Raw genomic sequence first — 22018 nt, 5'->3', positions numbered from 1 at the left:
ACGAAGTCGCGCAAGACTAGTTTACACCGCCCGTGCCCGATGTGCTGCCCGAGGACGAATCGTCGTCGGTCATTACGGCCAACACGCCCAACGCGCCAACAGTGGCAGCGACGCCCAGCCCTGCGCTCGCGTCACCAGCAGTTTGGGGCGCACCCGGACCGACACAGCCATCCTTGATGACCTCAACGCGCCGGTTGCGGGGGTCTGCGGGGCCGGTCGTTCCGGGACGAGTCGCCTCGCCCTCTCCTGTAGCGCTCGTCACGCTCGAACCGGATACGGCACTGACGATCGAAGCAACGCTCTCGGCGCGACGCTGCGATACCGATGCGTTCGCGGCGGCAGATCCTGTGGAGTCTGTGTATCCGACCAAGGAATACGCGCCGGGATTGGCAGCGATATTTGCCGCCAGTGCTGTCTGTTCAGCGCCGGACAACGCTGTCTGACCGCTGGCGAAAAAAAGGATCACACCGCATTGGGTCTGCGCCGCAGCCCCCCCGGCAGTAAGCAAACCAAGTCCGGCGGCAGTCGCGCATCCTAAAAAATGTTTGTACATGAAAGTCTCCATTCGATGCTATGTTTCCAGTCCGCCTCTTGCGGATCACCCATCGGCGGCAAAAGTCGCCCCGCACCAACAAAGCGCAGCGCCAGAGGCTCTTGCGCGCGACGTCAGTGCTGGAACGCTTGCTACCACGCTACTGTAGGAGAAACTCCGCCGGAAAGGTCAATGTTCCGCGCACCGCGCAACATCGGCGCAAATTCGCTTTTGGGTCGATGCTTTTGCGGCCAATCTTCGCCTATGCTGATCTGCGTGCAAAATCGCATGGAACTTTCTGGCCGCTCCGCGCATCATCACCGCCTTGACGCGGCTTGGGCGATGTCGGCTTATGCGGGGATGGTTACTGATCTCGATACCGTCTTTGCGGCCCTGGCCGATCCAACCCGTCGCGCGATCCTGTCGTTGCTGCTGGAGGATGACATGGCGGTGACGGATGTGGCCGAGCCGTTCGAGATCAGCCTCGCGGCGATTTCCAAGCATCTGGCCATCCTCACCCGCGCGGGCCTGATTTCCCAGGAAAAGCGCGGCCGGGTAAAATGGTGCAAGCTGGAGCCGGACGCACTTCGCGAAGCAAGCGTCTGGATGCAGGGCTTTGGCCAGTTCGAGCCGGTCAATCTGGAGGCGTTCGAGCGGTTTCTGGCCAGCGAGATTGACGGTGAGGACACGGCCTGAACGTCAAACCCTGAGCGGCACCCTCTCTTCGTCCTTGAGAAGCAAAACCAGCGCCAGGATTGTCAACCCGACCCCGCAGATCACCAGCGCGGGAGGAATGCCGTGGCCCAGCCCCAATTCCCACAGCAGCACCCAACTGGGCGTGAGATAGGTATAGGCCAACACCTTGGCCGAGGGCAGCCTGAGCGCCGCAAATTGCAACAACAGGAAAGTCAGCGCACTGGCGGCGATCGCCACATAGAAGATCGTGAACCAGACCAGCCAAGGCAGTGCCAGCCAGTCGGTTGCAAGGATGTCGCGCCATCCCCAGATGCTGACCATGAAAAATCCTGCGGCAACCGTGCAGAACGAAAAAACAAACGCGGATTCACCGCGGTTCAGCAGCCGGACCATCGGCGTATAAAGAGCGTGCGCGATGCTGCCGACAAAGAAGATCAACTCGCCCTGTCCGACCTCGAACGCCAGCAACCTGTCCAGATCTGCCCGAAACACCACCCAAAGCGCCCCCGCAGCCCCGATGGCCAGCGCCAGCGCCATGCGTGGCGTCGTTACCTGCCGCAATATAAGCCAGCCAAATATGGCCGACATCAGCGGATTAAGCGTAAAGACCGCCGAAGTGCTGACCGGGTTTGCGGTCTTCAGCCCTTCGAACATCATCACAAAGTAGAACGCGAACAGCCCGCCAAGCACCAGATACCGCCACGGCGCGCGAAGCGCCATTCTGGGGATTCCACCGGTGGCAAACACCACTGCACCTAGCGCCGCCCCGGCAATGAAGAACCGCACCGTGTTCAAGGCAGCAGGCGCGATCTCATTGGCCACCAGGCTGCCCAGCGAAAAAGACCCCGCGACCAGCGCCGAGAATCCCAGCATCGCCAGATGCCCTTGTGCGGCACGGGTCATCATCGCTTGGCGCCCGCGGCATAGTCTTTGAGAAAGCCCAGGAACGCCTGCACCTTGGCCGTGCGATGCAGATCCACATGCGTGACCAGCCAAAGCGCCGAGGCCCAGCTTTCCTGGGGTGGCATGATCTCGACCAGGTTGTCATCATTCCCGGCTTTGGACGTATCCAGAAAACCGATGCCGATACCTGCGTGGATCGCCGCATCCATGGCGCGTTTTTCATTGGACCGAAACGCGATTTGATCCGTCGTCACATGCTGACGCAGCCATTGCTGGAATCCGGCCCGCACATCCAGATCGTCGAAGGCCACAAACCGATGGCCCGCAAAATCGTCTGTCCCGGAGGGCTGTCCATGACGCGAGACATAGTCACGGCTCGCAAACAGGCCGTGTACTACGGAACAGAACGGCTGGACGACATTATCCGGCTGGTCGGGTGCCCGCCCGGCGCGCACGGCGACATGGGCCTCGCCATATTCCAGCCGGAACAGCCGCTCTCCGGTCAGGTAGCGCACGGTGACATCCGGATAGGCGCGTTGAAAGTCAGCGATCACCGGGGTCATCAGGGCAGAGAAGCCAACCAATGAGGTGACGACAAGCTCTCCCGAAACCTCGGCACCACGGCCCTTGATCCGGCCTGCAAGCTGGCTGAGCTGGTCGTCGGTCGCCTGCGCCACGCGGGCCAGATCCTGCCCCGCCTCTGTGGCGGTATAGCCCCGCGCATGTCGTTGAAACAGCTTGACCCCGATGCGGGTTTCCAGCGCATCGATATGTCGGATCACGGTCGCATGATGCACGCCCAACACCTCTGCGGCCCCGCTGACAGTGCCCAAACGCGCCACCTGATAGGCCGTCCGGATTTCATCCCAGTTTTCCATTGCAAACCTTTTTTATCTGTGCGCCTGCTCACAGGTGCTGCGCATATGATGGGATTGAGTTTGTTTTTGCAAGGTCTATTTATGAGGCAATTCGTGATTCATTCCGCAAAGGCCACCCCATGACACATAAAATACTCCGCATCGACTCCAGCATAAAATCCGAAGGCTCTATTTCCCGGCAGTTGACCGACGATATTCTCGCCCGGCTGAAATCGTCCTACAAGGATACAGAGGTCGTGACCCGTGATCTGGGGGCCAATCCGCTGCCCCCGACGGATGCTCATTGGCTGGGGTCTTTCGCCACGCCGGTTGATGAACGCAGCCCGGCGCAGGCTGAAACCGTGGCGCTTTCCGACACGTTGATTGCCGAAATCAAGGATGCCGATACAATTTTGATCGGCCTGCCGATCTACAACTTCGCCGCCCCGGCACAGCTAAAGACATGGCTCGACCAGATGGCCCGCGCCGGCGAGACGTTCCGATATTCCGAAACCGGCCCGGAAGGCCTGGTCAAAAACACCCGCGCCATTATCGCCTTCAGCTCCAACGGCACGCGATTGGGGTCCGACATCGATTTCGCATCGGCATATGTCCGGCACATGCTTGGCTTCTTTGGCATCACCGATGTGCAGTTCGTCGCCTCCGATCATTACGCGCTTGATGCCGACAGCTCGTTGAAAGCGGCGAATGAGGGCGTTGCGGCCATCGCAGCCTGACCCATACAATCGGCGCGCCGGGCAGATCGCTGCCCGGCGCGCTGTCTGTTTGGCGGCTATTTCTCTGTCAGCTTCATTTCGATCCGGCGGTTGCGTGCCCGCGCCTGTGGCGTATCCGCATCCTCGACCGGCTGGAACTGACCAAACCCGTTGGCAGCCAGCCGATCCGGCGGAATGCCAAGCACATCGATCATGTATTTGACCACCGACAGCGCCCGCGCCTGACTAAGCTCCCAGTTGTCGGCAAAGGCGGCCCCCGGACGCAGCGGCACGTCATCGGTATGGCCATCGACGCGGATCACCCAGTCGATGCTGTCCGGAATCTGATCCGAGACGCCGCGCAGGATCTGGGCAACCTTGGCAATTTCCTGCTCTCCCGTTTGCGAAAGATCCGCCTGGCCAAGCGCGAACAACACCTCGGATGAAAACACAAACCGGTCGCCCTCGATCCGTACGCCTTCGGTATTGTCCAGAAGGTCGCGCAGCCGACCGAAAAATTCCGAGCGATAGCGTTCAAGGTTCTCGGCCTCGGCTTGCAAGCGCGCACGTTCGGCGGCTTCCAGTTCCGCCCGGCGTTTTTGTTCGGCCGCGGCCCGCGCCAGCGCGGTATTGAGTTCCGCCCCCAGATTCTGGATCTGCACCTGCGAGGCAACGTCACGATCTTTCGCCTCGTCGATGATCGTTTGCAGACGCCCCAGTTGGTCGCGCAGGGCGGTCAATTGTTGGGACAGTGCTTCGGTCCGACGGGTGGCCTGCGACGCCCGCTGTTGCTCATCGGCCAGTTCCTGCTTGGCCGTGGCCAATAGCTGCGCGCGGGTTTCGGCCTCGGTCATTTCAACATTCAGGGTCTGCTCTGCCGCACGTTTCTGCGCCAACGCTGCAGCCAGTTTCTCGCGGGTTTCGGCGGCAGTCTGTTCGACGGTCAGCTTGGCGGCCAGCGCGGCGGCAAGGCGTTCCTCCAACGTCCGGTTGTCATCTTCGAGCGTTTCGGCCCGCGCCAAAGCATCCGCCTCGGCACGAAACAGTGCGGCCCGGGTCTCGTCAAGCCGGGTCTTCAGCGTGGCCGCATCTCCCAAAGCCTGCGCCAGCGCGGTTTCAAGCTCTGCCTTCTCGGCCATCAGTTCGGATTCCGTGGTCTTCAGCCCGTCGCGCAAGGCCGCCAGATCCTGTTGCGCACGCTCAAGCGCGGCATTGGTCTGGTCAAGATCCGCGGCTGACGCCTCCTGCGCCGCTAGGGCAGTATCCCGCGCAGCCTCCGCCTCTGCGGCGCGCGCTGTCTGGGTCTGGGTTTCGCGGGTTGCAGCCTCCAACCGGGCCAAGGCCTCTGCCAGTCGGCTGCGCATATCCTCGGCCTGCGCGTCCTGTGCCGCGCTTTGATCCAGCGCAGTCTGCCGGGCAGAGGCCAGCGCGCTTTCGGCCTCGGCAATGCGGGCACGCAGATCGCCGACCATCGTGTCGCGGCGGGCGTCGCGGTCGGTCAGCGTTTCGACCTGCGCCGTCAGTTGCCGGTTTTGCGCCTCGACATCCGCCAGACGCTGAAGCTCGTCCCGCGCGCCATCCGCGCGCAACAACGCCTCGGCCAGCGCGGTTTGCAATTCCGTCAGACGCGACCGGGCGTCATCGCCCGCGCTTTGGGCTTCGGCCAATGCGGCCCGCATGTCTGCATTGGCCTGACGCTCGTCAGCCAGTTGCGTCTCTGCCTCTTCGATGCTTTGTGCAAGTTCGGCAGCGCGGGCGGCCTGTGCGTCCATCGCGGCCTGCGTTTCGGATTGCGTCTGCGTCTGCGCGCGCAACTGTGATGCCGCGTCCTCGCCCTCCAGCAAGGCGGCGGCAAGCTGGACGTTCAGATCCTCTTTGGCCTTGCGGGACGCCGCCAGCAGGGTCAACGTATCTTCAGCCTTCTGGCGTTGCTGTTCCAATGCCAGCGTCATCGCACTTAACTCTGCATCGGCGGTTTCCAACCGGGCGCGCAGGGCGGCGGCGGCCTCTGCCTCTGCCAGTCGCTGCGCCTCTTCTTCGGTCAGTGCTTGCTGCAACTCTTCAGAGCGTGCGGTCAAGGCGGCGTTGCTCTGCGCGGCATCGGCATTCTGCGCCCGCAAATCTTCCACCAGCGCCTGCAACGCTTCTCGGCGGGCGGCCGCAAGGCGGGCTTCCTCGGCTTGCGTGTCGATCTCATCGCGCGCCGTCGCAAGGGCAAGGTTCAATTGTTCCTGCGCAGTTAGCAGCTCCGCACGCTCTGCCTGTAGCGCGTCGCGATCGCCCTGAAGCTGCGAGACATTTGCCAACGCGTCGTCGCGCGCAGCGATCAGCGATGCAACCTGTGCCTCAAAGCTGCTGATCCGGCCCTGCGCCTGTGTCAGCGCCGCATCCTGCGCGTCCCGTTCGCTGGTCAGGGACGCGATCAGGGCGGCTTGCTCCTCGGCACGGGTTTCGGCATCGGTCAGCGTTGACGAAAGCAACCCGATATCGGCCTGCAACCGGCTGGTGGTCTGTCGTTCCAGCCCCAGCGCGCGGGCCAGTTCCGCCACTTCGGACGACAGCGAGTCAAGCTGCGTCTCCTGACCGCTTATGGTTTCGCGCAGCACGAATTGTACGACCATAAAGATCGTCAGAACGAACATCAGAACCAGCAACAAACCCGTCATCGCATCCACGAATCCCGGCCAGATCGAGGCCTGAAACCGCTGTCCGGTGCGACGCGAAAGGGCCATGGATCAGTTCTCCTCCGTGCCGCCACGCGGTTTGGGCACCGGGTCCGTGGGCCGGAACCGGGCCTGAACAGGATCGGCTTTCGGGGCGACCAACTGCTGCAAAGTACGATTCAGCCCTGCGAGATCGGTGCGAAACTCGGCCATACTTTCCTGACGTCCGGCGGCGATTTCCTCAAGGATGCGCAGCATCTGCACGTCGATCGAGCGTAGGCGCATCCGGCTTTCGGCATCCAGACCTTCGCTGACACCTTGTCCGTGCATGGCTTCGACCAGCCTTTCCTGTCCCTCGGCGACCCGCAGCAGCGCTGTGGTCGACGGGCTTGACGCTTCGACACGTTCGGTCATGCGTTCCACCGCATCCACCAGCCGTCCCAACTTGTCGTCAACCTCGGAGCGGCTCTCGTTGGAGGCCGCGAACATCTCTTGCAAGCCCAGCATCTGGTCCGCGATCTGGTCGAGTGCGTAAGCGCCGCCAGCCGATGTTCCGGCACCTTCGCCGTCGCTGTCGCTGTCGCCCGAGGCGAAGCCAAGCCGGGTGATCGACGACAGCCATTCCTCAAGCTCGCGGTAGAACCTGTTCTGCCCGTGACCCGCGAACAATTCCAGCAAGCCCACCACCAGCGATCCTGCAAGCCCCAGCAGCGACGAGGCAAACGCCACGCCCATGCCGCCCAGCTGCGATTCCAGTCCGTTCATCAGCCGCGAAAACAGGTCCGCGCCGCTTTCGCCCTCTTGCGGCACAAGCGAACGAATGGTGTCAACTAGCGCGGGCACGGTGGTCGCAAGCCCGTAGAACGTGCCCAGAAGCCCCAGAAAGATCAGCAGGCTGACGATATAGCGCGTTATTTCGCGCGCCTCGTCGATGCGGGTGGCAACCGAATCCAGGATAGAGCGTGTTGAGGTTGTGTTGATTTGCATCCGCCGCCCGCGCATCCGCAGCAGCGTGGCCAATGGTGCCAGCAACAGTGGGGCTTTGCGCGACTCGCGCTCGGAAACAAACTCCTCGATCCAGCGGACCGAGTTGACAAGCTGTCCGACCTGCCAGAAACACGCCAGCACGCCCAGGCCAAAGACAAACAGGATAAAGCCGTTCAGATAGAGGTTCGACTGGAATACCGGCAGAACCCGCGGCAACGCAAGAAACGCCCCTGCCCCGGTCAGCCCCAGAACCACAAGCATCAGGATCACCTGCCGGACGGGCTGCGAGAAATGTGCCTGTGCCTCCAGGTCCGGCTGCTTCATCTGGGCGGTTCCTGCCTTTGTTCTACAACGCTTTTATCGGCCAGACCGTAGTGCGGATACCCCTGCAAGCCAAGCGGTTATCCACATAGCACCCTGACGCGATCCGATAGCCATTGCAGTTCTGCATCGCGAATGCCGATCTCGTCCAGATGGCGGGCCGTGTTGTACAGATATTCGCTGTTGGGCCCCCGCCCGCCGACCGCGCGCGCGATGATCTGCGCCTGTTCTTCCAACGGCAGAGCACCGCAATATTGCACATGATCGGGATCGATCACATAGGTCACTGCCGTCACCTGCTGGCCGCCGGGAAGTTGCACTTCCAGCACTTTTTCCAAATAGGCGGAAGATACCAACTCCCGCTCCCGCAAATAGGCCAAAACTGCGTCATGGTCGCCGCCCGCCTGCAAGGCAACACCCGAACAGGCCGCGCCCGTCGTCTCGTCCAGCGCCAGCACCAGACCGGGGTCCTTTTCGGTGCCGCGGTGGTGTATGGAACGCATGCAAAAGCTGCGTGAATAGCCCGGTAGCGTCGCAGGTTCCTGGCGCAGAACCTTGAATCCGGGGTTCCAAAGCAGCGATCCGTAGGCGAAAACCCATAGCGACATGTCATCTGGTCCTTGTGGCATAACGGCTGTAAACACCATTCCGGACGGGCTGAAAAGGGGATGGCAATGAAACGCTTGGTGATCGCGGTGCTCGTTGCCGGGCTGGCATGGTCGGGATGGTGGTTCTACGCCGCCCATAAACACAAGGCCGCGCTGGAAGGCTGGTTTGAAGCCCGCCGCGCCGATGGCTGGGCCGCCGAGTATCAAAGCCTTCAGGTCCGCGGCTTCCCCAACCGGCTGGATGCCACCTTTACCGGGCTCACGCTGGCCAATCCCGAAAACGGCACGGTCTGGCGCGCGCCCCTGTTTCAGGTCCTGATGCTCAGCTACAAACCCGACCATGCCATCCTGGTCTGGCCGCACAGCCAGACGCTCACGCTCTCGGGAACCGACTGGACCATAGACAGCGACAGAATGCGCGCCAGCGTCATTCTGGAGGGCGACGCGGCACAAAGCCTGTCCCGTGCCAATTTCGAGGCAGAGGTGCTGAACCTCACTTCCGACCAAGGTGCGGCGGCCATGGCCGCGCTGAACATCGCACTGGCAGATACAGGCCCCGAGCTTTACCGGATCACCGCCTCGGCAACGGGCTATGCCCCCGGCGGCCCGCTTCCCGCAGACCTGCCCCTACCCGACAGCCTGTCGGCGCTGCGTGCAGACCTGACCGTTGCGTTGAACGCTCCGCTGGGCCTGACGACGCTTGAAGCCAGCCCGCCTCGCCCCACCCGTCTGGACCTGCGTCTTGCCGAGGCGATCTGGGGTGGGCTGGAGCTGAAACTGGCAGGCGCGGCCGACGTCACCGCATCGGGCCACCTTGATGGCCAGATGACGGTGCGCGCCGTCAACTGGCGCGAGATGATGCGCCTTTCGTCGATATCGGGAACTCTACCGCAGGGGGTTGCCGGAATGCTGGAACAGGCTTTGGATCTGGCCTCCAACCTTTCGGGCAATAAAAATACATTGGATCTTACGCTTGATTTCAAGCGCGGGCGAACCTGGCTCGGAATGATCCCCCTCGGTTCGGCTCCAAGGCTTCCTTAGCTCCAGCACCATTGCTGTCAAGCAACCCTGTCGTGCTGCAACAATGCCCAACGCCCCTGGTTTTGCACGTCCCTCCACCCGCGTTATTCGGCCTATAAGACGACCCAACGAGGTTCGTCTTGAAGCTCGATCGCGACACTCCAAGGGCCGTCCGCAAGGCCCCGGATCAAGTCCGGGGCGATGGCGAACCGCAAGCTGTCAACGCAAACCCATCCGGCAAACAACTCCCAGACATGCCCCTCTTGAACCTTGCACGAAAGGCAGAGACACTGGACATCACACCCCACCGTTCGGGAGGCATTTCATGGCGGATACCAGCACTGACATTGTTCTGGGCGTGCACCTTTCTGACCGGATCGACGGCATGCGGGACGCGTTGATCGCGCTTGCTCAGGATCTGATCCGCATTCCCACGCTGAATCCGCCGGGCGAGAACTATGCCGCAATCTGTGACTACCTGGACCGTCGCCTCAAGGCTTCGGGATTTGAAACGCAACTGATCCGCGCGACCGGCGCACCCGGAGACAGCGACCACTTTCCACGCTGGAACATCGTGGCCCGTCGCGAAGGCGCGCGCGCCGGGGATTGCGTGCATTTCAACAGCCACACCGATGTGGTCGAGGTCGGCCAGGGCTGGACCTGCGATCCGTTCGGCGGCGAACTGCGCGACGGGCGCATCTACGGTCGCGGGGCCTGCGACATGAAGGGCGGCCTCGCCACGTCCATCATCGCGGCAGAGGCATTTCTTGCCGAATGCCCCGATTTCGCCGGTGCCATCGAAATTTCGGGCACGGCGGACGAAGAATCCGGCGGTTACGGCGGCGTGGCCTATCTCGCCGAACAGGGTTTTTTCGACCCGTCGCGTGTGCAGCACGTTATCATCCCCGAACCGCTCAACAAGGATCGGATCTGTTTGGGGCATCGCGGCGGCTGGTGGGCCGAAATCGAGACCAAGGGCGAGATCGCGCATGGCTCCATGCCTTTTCTCGGCGATTGTGCGATCCGACACATGGGGGCGATCCTTGATGCGTTTGAGGAGACGCTTTTCCCTGCCATGGCCGCGCGATACACTGATATGCCCGTGGTTCCGGATGGTGCCAGACAATCGACCATGAACATCAATTCGATCCATGGCGGGCAACCCGAACAATCGTCCGATTACACCGGCTTGCCCGCTCATTGTGTCCCGGACAGTTGCCGCATCGTGATCGACCGCCGCTTTCTGATCGAGGAGAACGCAGACTCCGTCCAGGCAGAAATCACCGACCTTCTTGAAGGGCTGAAAGCCACGCGCCCGGACTTTGATTACGCCCTACGCGAGATCAACCGCGTGATCCCGTCCATGACCAACCGTGCGGCACCCGTCGTCACCACGGTCGAGGCCGCGATCCGCACGGTGATGGGCAAAGACCCGACCTATGTCGCCTCACCCGGCAGCTATGACCAGAAGCATATCGACCGGATCGGCAAGCTGAAAAACTGCATAGCATATGGCCCCGGCGTGCTGGAACTCGCCCATAAACCTGACGAATGGATCGGCGTCGATGACATGATCGACAGCGCCAAGGTGATGGCCCATAGCCTCCGAACCCTGCTGGTGCCCTGACCCCGCCGCCGCCACGACCAAACCAGGCAACCTGACAGAGGGCCCGCGCCCTGCCCTTCTTCTTGGCAAAAATACTCCGGGGTGCGCGAGGGGCTGGCCCCTCGCTCCCGGACTTTCCACACTTGCCGTCAGTCCAGAAGTGCCGGAACCGCAATATTGTCGATCAACCGAACGCCGGCCAGCCACGCCGCCGCCAGCAGACGTGCCGGACGGTCCGGGGCATCCAGAACCGAAAGATCGTCACAGGCGCGCAGATCGAAGTAGTCCACTTTGGTAAATCCTGCGCTCAGAATGCGGGCTTCTGCGGCGGCTTTCAACTCACCGAAGGCCTTGCCCCGCGACAAGCCTTTGGCCACATCCTGCATGACCTCGTGCAGCACCGGTGCAGGGATGCGCGCGCGGTCGGACAGCAACAGGTTGCGCGACGACATGGCCAACCCGTCCTCCTCGCGGATCGTGGGGCAGCCCACAACCTCGACCGGAATATCCAGATCGCGCGCCAGACGTGTGACGACCTGCAATTGCTGGTAATCCTTTTCCCCGAAAAACGCCTTGTCGGCGCCGGATTGCAAAAACAGCTTGGTCACGACTGTTGCCACACCGTCGAAATGTCCGGGCCGATGCGCCCCGCACAGCACATTCGTCAGCCCTTCGACCGATACGGTGGTGGCAAAACCATCCGGATACATCTGCCCGCCATCAGGAACGTACAACACGTCCACCTTGAAGGGGGCCAGCTTCGCCGCATCACCCGCTTCAGTACGGGGGTAATTCTCCAGATCCTCGGGGTTGTTGAACTGCTTGGGATTGACGAACAGAGTCACCACGACCCGGTCGCACACTTCCTTTGCCGCGCGGACAAGGCTGAGATGCCCCTGATGCAACGCCCCCATGGTCGGCACCACCCCGACAACCTCTCCGGCTGCCTTCCAGCCTCGCACCGCCTTCTGCAAATCCGTGCGGCTGCGAAGAATCGGCACGCCGCTCATGAATGGCGTGCCTTCACGGGCGTCGTGTCGGCGAACACATGCTCGGGCGCGGGAAAGTCCCGTGCGCGGACCTCTTCGGCATAGGCGGCAACGGCGGCCTCTGCATCCTCGCCCAGCGCGGCATAGCGTTTCACGAATTTCGCCTTGAAGGCCGTGAACAGCCCCAGCATGTCATCGACGACAAGGATCTGCCCGTCACAGCCCGCCGATGCCCCGATGCCAATCGTCGGGATCGGAATATCCGCCGTGATCCGGTCCGCCAGCCCCTGCGGCACCTTTTCCAGCACGACCGCGAAGGCACCGGCATCCGCCACGGCACGCGCATCCGCCACCACTGCCTCGCCTTCCGTGTCGCGCCCCTGCACACGGTAACCGCCCAGCGTGTTCACCGATTGCGGGGTCAGCCCGATATGCGCCATCACCGGAATCCCGCGCGTAACAAGAAAGCCGATGGTGTCGGCCATGGCCTGCCCGCCTTCCAGCTTCACTGCGCCTGCGCCGGTTTCGGCCATCAGGCGCGCGGCGTTGCGGAATGCCTGTGCCGGGCCTTCCTCATAGGATCCGAACGGCATGTCGATCACCATCATCGCCCGTTCCAATCCGCGCTCCACCGCCTGCCCGTGCAGGATCATCATCTCCATCGTCACGCCCAGTGTCGAGGGCAGCCCGTGCAGCACCATACCGACGCTGTCCCCCACCAGAACAAAGTCGCAATGCGCGTCCATGACCTGCGCCATCGGGGTGGTGTAGGCGGTCAGGCTGACCAGTGGTACGCCGCCCTTGCGTGCCCGGATATCAACGGGCAACGGTCTTTTCTTGGCTGCTGTAGCGCTCATCCTGGTTTCCTCCGCCTGAGATGCTGCATGTGCGAAATAGCAAATCCTGCACCATCTTGCTACTGCACAAATGCAGCATCCGCTTGATCATGCTGCGATTCGCGTCAACACTTACTGCTGACAGAGGATCTTACGGCCCAAGACAGCGGAGTGAACGACGATGAAGCGACTGAACCTCGGGGCCTTTGCGGCCATTTCAATCTGTGCGGGCGCGGCGGCCCATGCGGCCCAGACCGACATCACCGTTGCCATGCAATTGGAGCCTCCGCATCTTGATCCGACCAGTGCGGCGGCGGGTGCCATCGACTCGGTTCTGTACTCCAACGTCTTCGAAGGGCTGACACGGTTCGACGCAGATGGGGCCGTCATTCCCGGTTTGGCCAAAGACTGGGAGATTTCCGAAAACGGGCTGACCTACACCTTCCATCTGCAAGAGGGCGTGACCTTTCACGACGGCACAGAGTTCGAGGCGAGCGACGTCAAGTTCAGCCTTGATCGCGCCCGCGCCGAGGACAGCACCAACGCACAAAAAGCCCTGTTCGAGTCGATGGATACGGTCGAGGTCGTGGATCCGCTGACCGTGCGCGTCACGCTCAGCCAACCCACCGGCGCGCTTTTGTTCAACCTCGCATGGGGCGACGCGGTGATGGTGGCACCCGAAAGCATCGACGACATCAAATCCCGTCCCATCGGCACTGGTGCCTTCAAATTCGTCAACTGGGTGCAAGGCGACCGGATCGAGATGGAACGCAACTCTGCCTACTGGGGTGACGCGCCTGCGCTGGAAACGGCCACGTTCCGCTTCATCTCGGACCCGACAGCGGCCTTTGCCAGCGTCATGGCCGAGGATGTGGACGCTTTCGTCGGCTTCCCTGCGCCCGAAAACCTGCCGCAATTCGAAGCTGATCCGCGGTTTCAGGTCATCGTCGGGTCCACCGAGGGCGAAACCATTCTGGCGATGAACAACAAGCAACCGCCCTTCGACAATCCGCTGGTGCGCAAAGCCGTGGCCCATGCCATCGACCGTCAGGCGATCATCGACGGCGCGATGTTTGGCCTTGGCACGCCCATTGGCACGCATTTTGCACCGCACAATCCGAATTATGTCGATCTGATTGATCTGTCGAATTTTGACCCCGAAAAATCCCGGCAACTTCTGGCAGAGGCCGGACTGGCCGATGGCTTCACCACAACGCTGAAACTGCCCCCGCCCTCTTATGCGCGGCGCGGCGGCGAGATCATCGCGGCGCAATTGCGCGAGGTCGGCATCCAGACCGAGATTACCAATCTGGAATGGGCACAATGGCTGGAAGAGGTCTTTCGCGGCAAGAATTTCGGACTGAGCATCGTCAGCCATACCGAGCCGATGGATATCGGCATCTATGCCCGGCCCGACTATTATTTCCAATACGGCAAGCCGGACTTCGTGACGATCATGGAGACGCTCAACGCCGAAACAGATCCGGATGCCCGCTCTGCCCTGCTGAAAGACGCACAGCGCATGATTGCCGAAGATCACGTCAACGGCTACCTGTTCCAACTGGCTTTTCCCACCATCGCCAATGCCAAGATCGACGGGCTGTGGGAGAACCAGCCGACGCAAGCCACAGACCTGACCGGGGTGCGCTGGACGGAATGACCCGCATGGTTTCCACCCGATACTTCGCCCATTCGCGTGTAGTTGCGCGCGGATGCGGCCTGTTCGCAAATTCAGCGCAACCTGATCCATCCACCGCGCTGAAAAATCTCGTGGCGCTTCGGTCCGGCGTCGCATGACACGATGCTGACCTACCTTCTCAAGCGCCTGACATCTTTGGTAATCTCGCTGCTGGTCGCCAGTCTGGTGATCTTTCTGGTTGTCGAGGTGGCCCCCGGCGATCCGGCCTCGTTCATGCTGGGGCTGAACGCCCAGCCCGATACCGTCGCGGCGCTGCGCACCGAGCTTGGCCTGGACGTGCCAAGATACGCACGGTATTTCGCTTGGCTGTCGGGCATGATCTCGGGCGATTTTGGCATGTCTTATACCTACAGGACGCCGGTAGCGCAGATGATTGCCGACCGGTTCTGGGTCTCGATGCCATTGTCGCTGATGGCGCTGGCGCTTTCGACGTTGATCGCCTTTCCCGCCGGGCTGTTCGCCGCCGCTCGTCGCGGCAGTGCTGGCGACATGGGTGTTATGGGGACCACGCAGCTGGGCGTCGCCATCCCGAATTTCTGGTTCGCGATGATGCTGGTGCTGGTCTTCGCCATCAACCTGCGCTGGTTTTCGGCAGGCGGCTTTCCGGGGTGGGATGATCCGCTCTTGGCGCTCAAGGCGCTGACCCTGCCTGCCATCGCACTTGCGCTGCCACAGGCCGCCATCCTGACACGGGTGATGCGATCCGCGCTGCTGGACATTCTGGGCGAGGATTTCATGCGCACGGCCCGCGCAAAGGGGCTAAGCGCGCGTCAGGCGATCTGGCGGCACGGGTTGCGCAACGCCCTGATCCCGGTCCTGACCATCATCGGGCTGCAATTTTCCTTCCTGCTGGCAGGTGCCATCATCATCGAGCAGGTGTTCTTCCTGCCGGGCCTTGGGCGGCTGGTTTTTCAGGCCATCACCCAGCGCGATCTGATCGTCGTGGAATCCGTCGTCATGTTGCTGGTTTTTGCGGTGATCGTCGTGAATTTTGCCGTCGATCTGACCTATGCCGCCGTTGATCCGCGGCTGAGGGCGCGGACATGACCCTATGGTACAGCCGTAACCTGCTGCTTGGCGCCACGCTTAGCCTGTTTTTCGTGGCGCTGGCGCTGATTTCGTTCGTCTGGACGCCCTTTGATGTCGAAAGCCTGAATATCGGTGCAAAGCTGAAGCCACCGGGCGCGTCCTACTGGCTGGGGACGGATCATTTCGGTCGGGACGTGTTTTCGATGATCATGGTCGGCGCGCGGACCTCCATCGCCGTGGCGCTTGTCGCAGTGGGGATCGGCATGGGCGTGGGTGTCCCGTTGGGATTGACGGCAGCGGCGCGCAAAGGCGGCTGGCTGGACGAGGTCATCATGCGCGGCAATGACCTGATCTTCGCCTTCCCCAGCCTTGTCATCGCGATCCTGATCACCGCCATTGCCGGGCCGGGGGCCATCAACGCGATCATCGCCATCGGCATTTTCAACATCCCCGTCTTCGCCCGCCTGACCCGTGGTGCCGCGCTTAGCTTGTGGGAGCGTGAATTCATCCTTGCCGCCCGCGTCTGCGGCAAGTCCCGGACCCGCATCAGCGTGGAACACATCCTGCCCAACGTCACCAACCTGCTGATCGTGCAGGGGACGATCCAGTTCAGCCTTGGCATCCTTGCCGAGGCTGGCCTCAGCTATGTGGGCCTTGGCGCGCAGCCGCCGACGCCCAGTTGGGGCCGGATGCTGGCAGAGGCGCAAACCATGGTCAGCTTTGCGCCGCATCTGGCGCTGGTGCCCGGCCTTGCCATCGTGCTGACCGTGCTGGGGCTGAACCTGATGGGTGACGGGCTGCGCGACGCGCTTGATCCGCGCATCCGGGTCACACGGACATGACCGGTTCCGCGTCTTCCGCGACACCTATGCTCATCCTTGATGGGGTGAATGTGGCGTTCTTTGGCAAGACAATCCTGAAAGACGTTTCATTGACCCTCCGGCGAAAGGAAATTTTGGCGCTCACCGGTGAAAGCGGATCAGGCAAGTCGATGACCGCCCTAGCGGTCATGGGGCTGTTGCCCGGACGGATGCGGGCGACCGGCACCCTTCGACTGGATGGTGCCGACCTTCTGTCCAGGACCGAAGCGCAGATGTGTCGGATTCGCGGCAATGACATCGGCATGGTTTTTCAGGAACCGATGACAGCGCTGAACCCGGTGCAGACCATCGGCGATCAGGTGGCCGAGACAATCCTGATCCACTCGGCAGCTAACCGCAGGGCCGCCCGGAGCCGCGCGGCAGAGGTGCTGGCGCGTGTCGGCCTGCCGCAGGACCGCTTTCCGCTTGGCCGCTATCCGCATGAACTGTCCGGCGGGCAGCGCCAGCGCGTCGTGATTGCAATGGCCATTGCCCTGCGCCCCAAACTTCTGATCGCGGACGAGCCGACCACCGCGCTGGACGTCACGACGCAGGCGCAGATCCTTGACCTGCTGAAGAGTCTCGTGCGCGAGGAAGGCATGGCGCTGCTGATGATCACCCATGATCTGGCCGTGGTCAGCGACATGGCAGACCGGATTGCGGTCATGCAGAACGGCCAGGTGGTCGAAACCGGACCGACACGCCAGCTTTTTGCGCGGATGGAGCACCCCTATACACGGCAATTGTTTGCAGCGTCCGGCCACCGCGCGTCGCTGCCGCCGCAGCCATCCGCCGCCCGACCGCTGCTAGAGGTCCACTCGGTATCGCGCGATTATCCTTTGCCGCGCCACATTCCGTTTGCCCCGCGCCAGACGTTTCGCGCCGTCGACAATGTCAGCTTCACCCTGCGGGCAGGGGAACGTATCGGTCTTGTCGGTGAAAGCGGTTGCGGCAAGTCCACGCTCACCCGCGCTATCCTCGGGTTGGAACCGGTTCAGGAAGGGCAGATCGCGCTGGACGGCGCGCCGGTCTTCTCGCACGGGCGGCCCAATCCAGAGGTCCGCCGCAAGATGCAGGTGGTCTTTCAGGACCCCTATGGCAGTTTCAACCCCCGCCACAGGGTCGGCAAGCTGATCACCGAACCGTTTCATCTGCTGGAAAAGCAACCCGGCGCAGCCGAACGAAAAGACCGCATCGCCCAGGCTTTGTCCGCCGTGGGCCTGTCGCCCGACGATGCAGATAAGTACATTCACGCCTTTTCCGGCGGGCAGAGACAGCGTCTCGCAATCGCCCGCGCGTTGATCATCCGGCCGGAACTGATCATCTTCGACGAGGCGGTCTCGGCCCTGGATGTCCGGGTCCGTGCGCAGATACTCGATCTGATGGCCGATCTGTCGCGACAATATCGGCTCAGCTATCTGTTCATCAGCCACGACCTGTCCGTGGTCCGCACGATCACCGACCGCGTTCTGGTCATGCGCCAAGGCAAGATCGTCGAGGATGGTCCGACCGGACAGGTCTACACGAAGCCGCAGCACCCCTATACACGGCAATTGCTGGACGCCGCCCCGCGCCTGCCGGACATCCCCCCGGAAATGCGCCATGCCCCTGCCTGACATGGCTTACAGTCTCGCGCCTGTACCGATCCCAGGCTTCTGCCGTCCAGTCATTGGGGGCCTTGCCGTCAGCCCGCGATGGACAACAGCATTCTGTGCGACAGGGCACACGGGGATGCCGCAAAGAGTGACCCCGCCCTGACCGCCGCACAGATGATGTTTCAACACAAGACCCGCAAGCAACCGCTTGCCTCGCCCTTGAACCTCGCGCTTGCTTGGAACATCGTGGCGTTTATCGGCTGAGCCACCCTGCCCCTGACCTGTCCTGACCAAAGGAGGATTCCATGCGGCTTCGCGACAAGACTGCCATCGTCACCGGTGCCGGATCCGGCTTCGGCACCGGGATCGCGCGGAAATTTGCCGCCGAGGGTGCCCGCGTCATGGTGGCCGACATCAATACGGATGCGGCCGCAAAAATTGCCGAGGAGATCGGTGGCAAGGCGCACACTGTCGATGTGGCCGATGGTGCCAGCGTCAACGCGATGATCGCGGCGGCTCAGGCCAGTTTCGGCAAGGTCGACATTCTGGTGAACAATGCCGGCGTCACGCATCTGCCCGCAGCTATGGAGGATGTGACGGAAGAGGATTTCGACCGCGTCTTTGCCGTAAACTGCAAGGCGATCTACCTGGCCGCCCGCGCATCGGTGCCCCTGATGAAGACGCAGGGGGCGGGTGTGATCCTCAATATCTCTTCCACCGCTGGTCTGTCCCCGCGCCCCCGTCTGAACTGGTACAACGCATCCAAGGGCTGGGTGAACACGGCGACCAAGGCGATGGCGGTAGAGCTGGCCCCCAAAGGCGTCCGCGTCAATGCGTTGAACCCGGTCGCGGGCGAGACGCCGCTCTTGGCCAGCTTCATGGGAGAAGACACGCCAGAGATGCGCGCGAAATTTCTGTCGAGCATCCCGATGGGGCGCTTTTCCACCCCCGAAGACATGGGCAATGCAGCGGCCTTCCTGTGCTCTGACGAGGCCGGGCTGATCACCGGCATCTGCATGGAAGTCGATGGCGGGCGCTGTATCTGAACCACGAGACACCCGCACCGCGCTTGACGCGGTGCCTTTTGTTCAGCGGGCCATCGCCCGCCTATCACGGAGCTGTTCCATGATCCCCGGACCGCGAAACCTGATCACCGATGTCACCGGCCTGCGGGTCGGCAACGCGCAGGACGAGGTGCTGAAATCCGGCACCACGGTGCTCACGGCCGATGCGCCTTTCGTGACCTCCTACGCCGTCATGGGCGGTGCGCCCGGCAGCCACGAGACCGACCTTCTGGAGCCTGACAAGACTGCCCCTGCCGTCGATGCGCTGGTGTTGTCGGGCGGATCGGCTTTCGGCCTTGCCGCCGCGACCGGCGTGATGGAAGCGTTGCGCGCGGAAGGTCGCGGCTTTGCCGTCGGCCCGGCACGGGTGCCTTTGGTGCCTGCGGCGATCATTTTTGATCTGGTGAATGGCGGGTGCAAGGATTGGACCGAAAATCCCTATCCGGCACTCGGAGCACAGGCCTACGCAGAAACGGGCCAGGCGTTTGATCTGGGCAGCTTTGGTGCGGGAACCGGCGCGCTGACAGCGATGCACAAGGGCGGGCTGGGGTCGGCTTCGCTGGTGCTGGACAACGGCGTGACGGTGGGCGCGCTGGTGGCCGTGAACCCGATGGGATCGGTTACCACCGATGGAGAGCGGCATTTCTGGGCCGCCCCGTTCGAGATTGGCACAGAGTTCGGCGGGCTGGGCCCGGACCTGCGTCGCGGGTTGGGCCGAAAGACCGACAGTCGAAAGACTGCGTTGATCGGCGGCGCACAGGGGGCAAACACGACCATTGCCATTGTTGCCACCGATGCCGCCCTGACCAAGACACAGGCGAAACGCATGGCCTTGGCCGCACATGACGGGATAGGCCGTGCCATCGTGCCGGCCCATGCGCCGGTGGATGGCGACTTGGTATTCGCCGCGTCCACTGCTGCCCGGCCGCTCGAAGATCCGGTTGGGGGGCTGGCCGAGATTGGACACGCCGCCGCGCTTTGCCTGTCGCGGGCCATTGCACGGGGTGTCTACGAAGCCGAGCCGAAGCCGGGCGACGCGCTGCCGTGCTATCGCAGATAAGAACAGGCCCCAAGAATGGCCGCCGAAGCGAGGGGCCAGCCCCTCGCACTCCCCGGAGTATTTTTACCAAGAAGAAGGAGACCGATGAGCGCGGCTGGAACCGCGTTCTTACGTTCCCGCAGTGGTGATGCGAAGATTGCGGGTGGCAATTTTTTACAATTTTGACAGCATGATCGGAGATTCTGGGCGACCGCGCGCGATTGGTTACCGCAGGATTGGCGGTTTTTCAGGGTCCGAACCCGGCGCTGCCGGAGCATCTTGACGGCGAGACGGCGCAGGTTGTGTTGCGGGCAGGTCAAACGGGCGGGCGAGCGGTATCAGACGCCCAAGCATCGGGTCATCCTGCGCCAGAAAGACGATATCAAGTGCCCCGGCTTCGATCCCCGAAAAGGTGAGCGTCTGATTGACCGCGCCTGCAAGCGCGTGCTCGGCCCCCTGCGCTGCCCCCGCGAATGCCAGAAGGTGGGTTTTGCGGTTGTCATCATAGGTGACGCCGACCAGATAGGCGGCCTGCGCCAATCCCGCCGCGCTGGCCAGCTTGGTATCAAGCGCCGTGTTCAGCGCCTCGGGCACATCCGTGGGGGCGTGGAATTGGCGCGGCCTGCCTTGCGCGGTCTGCGGTGCGTGGGCGAGGGTTTGCGCCAGCCAGTCCACCGCCTGAGGGGGAAGCAACATGGATGAAGGCGCGGTTTCGAGGTTCAGGCCCAGCCCGATATTCTGGCCCGCCAGAAGTCCGGCAATGGCCCGGCCCGGCAGGGCGGCGTAGGGTACGGCCCGGCCGACAAATCCCGCAAGCCGATCTTCGCGATCAAAAATGAGAACGAAGGCGTTGTCTGAAATCTCGAAGATCTCTGGCGAGATCGAGTCGCCCTGGGCCTCTTCAGTCAGCATCAGGAACAGCTCTGTCGAGGCGAGGGTTTCGAAGAAGCTCAGACGCAAGGTGTCGTCCTGCGGTGCGGCCTGCATGGTCGCATGGGCGACGTCGAGCGGAGTGGTCTCAGTCATCCCGAACCTCATTCTGCTTTGGCACGGTTCCGACAAGGGAGGTGGAACCGGCACACTACTTCGCGACGATGTATTCCGCCTTTGGCTTTGCGACAAGAGGAACCTGTCTGACACGCCGTCGCGTCAGGAATCCTGAGGATCGCCTGAAATCCATCGGCGCATCCAAGTCGCGGGTGTTGCCTGGTCGCCTAAGTCAGGACATTTTTCACCGCAGCCTGCAATTCCGGAAGAAGTTCGGCCTCAAACCATGGGTTGCGCTTTATCCAGGCATTATTGCGCCAGGATGGATGCGGCAGAGGGAATGTGGCCGGGGCGTGGCTGCGCCATCCGGCCACCACTTGCGTCATCGGCGCGGTTGAACCGAGATGTCGCCGGATTGCGTAGCCCCCGACAATCAGGGTCAGGCTGACCTCGCCGATCTCTTCCAGGGCGCGGTCGTGCCATGTTTCCCAACAGATCGGCGGTGGCGGCAGATCCGCGCCCCTGGCATCATAGCCGGGAAAGCAAAACGCTGTCGGCAGCACGCCGATCCGGTCAGTGTCATAGAACGTGTCTTTGTCGATCCCCATCCAGTCACGCAACCGGTCACCTGACCGGTCAAAAAACGGCAGGCCGGTTTCGTGCACCCGCTTGCCGGGTGCCTGACCGGCAACAAGTATGCGAACGCCCGGCTGGAACCAGGCAACGGGACGTGGCGTGTGGCGCGTGGCAGTGGCAAGAAAACGTTCTTTGCAGATCGTGCAATTGCGGATCTGATCGGTCAAGGGCGGGTCAGTGGCCATATGGGCGCCTGGCGTTGTGCGGTGCATTTTCAGATCATCGTTGGGTTCTCTTGTCCTGAATCGTATCGCGCCGGCTGGTTTTTTCAATGTCAGGCAAGAAAGAACCCCGTGCCAACGTCGCCTGCGCCGCGTTATGTACGTCTGCAATCGAAACAATTCGTCAGGATGTTGCCAATTGATCAACCAAACC

The 22018-nt window shown here is 62.3% G+C and carries 21 protein-coding genes; 11 read left to right on the top strand and 10 right to left on the bottom strand.

What is annotated here, in order from left to right; all coding sequences use genetic code 11:
* Window positions 1-16 precede the first annotated feature (16 nt).
* Entirely contained in the window at window positions 17-466 is a 450-nt protein-coding gene (locus DMZ65_RS07360; protein ID WP_232824923.1) for an OmpA family protein, read from the bottom strand.
* Between the two features lie 426 nt (window positions 467-892).
* Here DMZ65_RS07360 and DMZ65_RS07355 point away from each other — a divergent pair, with 426 nt between their 5' ends.
* Window positions 893-1228 (top strand): ArsR/SmtB family transcription factor, encoded by a 336-nt coding sequence (locus DMZ65_RS07355; protein ID WP_116598420.1) that lies wholly within the window; start codon window positions 893-895, stop codon window positions 1226-1228.
* A gap of 3 nt (window positions 1229-1231) precedes the next feature.
* Here DMZ65_RS07355 and DMZ65_RS07350 read toward each other — a convergent pair whose 3' ends face one another.
* Together DMZ65_RS07350 and DMZ65_RS07345 are read right to left on the bottom strand one after the other, a co-directional pair.
* Window positions 1232-2131 (bottom strand): DMT family transporter, encoded by a 900-nt coding sequence (locus tag DMZ65_RS07350; protein ID WP_116598419.1) that lies wholly within the window; start codon window positions 2129-2131, stop codon window positions 1232-1234.
* Entirely contained in the window at window positions 2131-3009 is an 879-nt protein-coding gene (locus DMZ65_RS07345; RefSeq protein WP_116598262.1) for a LysR family transcriptional regulator, read from the bottom strand. The genes DMZ65_RS07350 and DMZ65_RS07345 overlap by 1 nt, the downstream gene beginning before the upstream one ends.
* 119 nt (window positions 3010-3128) lie before the next feature.
* Here DMZ65_RS07345 and DMZ65_RS07340 point away from each other — a divergent pair, with 119 nt between their 5' ends.
* Window positions 3129-3725, top strand: coding sequence for an FMN-dependent NADH-azoreductase (locus tag DMZ65_RS07340; protein ID WP_116598261.1), 597 nt, complete (start codon window positions 3129-3131; stop codon window positions 3723-3725).
* 56 nt (window positions 3726-3781) lie between these two features.
* Here DMZ65_RS07340 and DMZ65_RS07335 read toward each other — a convergent pair whose 3' ends face one another.
* From DMZ65_RS07335 to DMZ65_RS07325, 3 genes are all read right to left on the bottom strand, one after another.
* A complete protein-coding gene (locus DMZ65_RS07335; RefSeq protein WP_116598260.1) occupies window positions 3782-6436 on the bottom strand; it encodes a peptidoglycan -binding protein in 2655 nt (884 codons plus the stop codon).
* A gap of 3 nt (window positions 6437-6439) precedes the next feature.
* Entirely contained in the window at window positions 6440-7678 is a 1239-nt protein-coding gene (locus DMZ65_RS07330; protein WP_232824922.1) for a biopolymer transporter ExbB, read from the bottom strand.
* A 77-nt stretch (window positions 7679-7755) separates the two neighbouring features.
* A complete protein-coding gene (locus DMZ65_RS07325) occupies window positions 7756-8283 on the bottom strand; it encodes a gamma-glutamylcyclotransferase (RefSeq protein WP_116598418.1) in 528 nt (175 codons plus the stop codon).
* Between the two features lie 66 nt (window positions 8284-8349).
* On the opposite strand from DMZ65_RS07325, the gene DMZ65_RS07320 reads away from it, so the two are divergent.
* The gene (locus tag DMZ65_RS07320; protein ID WP_116598417.1) at window positions 8350-9324 is read left to right on the top strand and encodes a DUF2125 domain-containing protein; all 975 of its coding nucleotides are present in this window, start codon (window positions 8350-8352) and stop codon (window positions 9322-9324) included.
* 304 nt (window positions 9325-9628) lie between these two features.
* Window positions 9629-10930, top strand: coding sequence for an acetylornithine deacetylase/succinyl-diaminopimelate desuccinylase family protein (locus DMZ65_RS07315; RefSeq protein ID WP_116598259.1), 1302 nt, complete (start codon window positions 9629-9631; stop codon window positions 10928-10930).
* Window positions 10931-11058: 128 nt separating this feature from the next.
* Here DMZ65_RS07315 and panC read toward each other — a convergent pair whose 3' ends face one another.
* Both panC and panB read right to left on the bottom strand, forming a co-directional pair.
* A complete protein-coding gene (gene panC, locus DMZ65_RS07310) occupies window positions 11059-11919 on the bottom strand; it encodes a pantoate--beta-alanine ligase (RefSeq protein ID WP_116598258.1) in 861 nt (286 codons plus the stop codon).
* Window positions 11916-12755 carry a 3-methyl-2-oxobutanoate hydroxymethyltransferase gene (panB, locus tag DMZ65_RS07305; protein WP_116598257.1) on the bottom strand — a complete coding sequence of 280 codons (840 nt, stop codon included), beginning with the start codon at window positions 12753-12755 and terminating at the stop codon, window positions 11916-11918. The genes panC and panB overlap by 4 nt, the downstream gene beginning before the upstream one ends.
* Before the next feature lie 160 nt (window positions 12756-12915).
* Between panB and DMZ65_RS07300 the strand changes: the two genes are divergently transcribed.
* The 7 genes from DMZ65_RS07300 to DMZ65_RS07275 all read left to right on the top strand — a co-directional run bounded on the left by DMZ65_RS07300 (window position 12916) and on the right by DMZ65_RS07275 (window position 20041).
* On the top strand, window positions 12916-14394 hold the full coding sequence (locus DMZ65_RS07300) for an ABC transporter substrate-binding protein (protein ID WP_116598256.1): 1479 nt from the start codon (window positions 12916-12918) through the stop codon (window positions 14392-14394).
* 141 nt (window positions 14395-14535) lie between these two features.
* A complete protein-coding gene (locus tag DMZ65_RS07295; RefSeq protein WP_116598255.1) occupies window positions 14536-15480 on the top strand; it encodes an ABC transporter permease in 945 nt (314 codons plus the stop codon).
* The gene (locus DMZ65_RS07290; protein WP_116598254.1) at window positions 15477-16304 is read left to right on the top strand and encodes an ABC transporter permease; all 828 of its coding nucleotides are present in this window, start codon (window positions 15477-15479) and stop codon (window positions 16302-16304) included. Before DMZ65_RS07295 ends, DMZ65_RS07290 begins: the two co-directional genes overlap by 4 nt.
* Window positions 16305-16330: 26 nt before the next feature.
* Window positions 16331-17938, top strand: coding sequence for an ABC transporter ATP-binding protein (locus DMZ65_RS07285; RefSeq protein WP_116598253.1), 1608 nt, complete (start codon window positions 16331-16333; stop codon window positions 17936-17938).
* Between the two features lie 78 nt (window positions 17939-18016).
* Entirely contained in the window at window positions 18017-18181 is a 165-nt protein-coding gene (locus DMZ65_RS19440) for a DUF1294 domain-containing protein (RefSeq protein ID WP_157960580.1), read from the top strand.
* A 41-nt stretch (window positions 18182-18222) separates the two neighbouring features.
* Window positions 18223-18963 (top strand): SDR family oxidoreductase, encoded by a 741-nt coding sequence (locus tag DMZ65_RS07280; RefSeq protein WP_116598252.1) that lies wholly within the window; start codon window positions 18223-18225, stop codon window positions 18961-18963.
* 79 nt (window positions 18964-19042) lie between these two features.
* Window positions 19043-20041: a P1 family peptidase gene (locus DMZ65_RS07275; protein ID WP_116598251.1), complete on the top strand. Its 999-nt coding sequence runs from the start codon at window positions 19043-19045 to the stop codon at window positions 20039-20041.
* 204 nt (window positions 20042-20245) lie between these two features.
* Here DMZ65_RS07275 and DMZ65_RS07270 read toward each other — a convergent pair whose 3' ends face one another.
* A complete protein-coding gene (locus tag DMZ65_RS07270) occupies window positions 20246-21046 on the bottom strand; it encodes an SseB family protein (protein ID WP_116598250.1) in 801 nt (266 codons plus the stop codon).
* Window positions 21047-21234: 188 nt separating this feature from the next.
* Window positions 21235-21828 carry a uracil-DNA glycosylase family protein gene (locus tag DMZ65_RS07265; protein WP_116598249.1) on the bottom strand — a complete coding sequence of 198 codons (594 nt, stop codon included), beginning with the start codon at window positions 21826-21828 and terminating at the stop codon, window positions 21235-21237.
* Between the last annotated feature and the right edge of the window lie 190 nt (window positions 21829-22018).

Source organism: Primorskyibacter marinus (assembly GCF_003313245.1).
Classification (GTDB): Bacteria; Pseudomonadota; Alphaproteobacteria; order Rhodobacterales; family Rhodobacteraceae; genus Primorskyibacter; species Primorskyibacter marinus.
The sequence above is the reverse complement of the archived record's forward strand: the minus strand, read 5'-3'. Positions and strand labels throughout refer to the sequence as shown.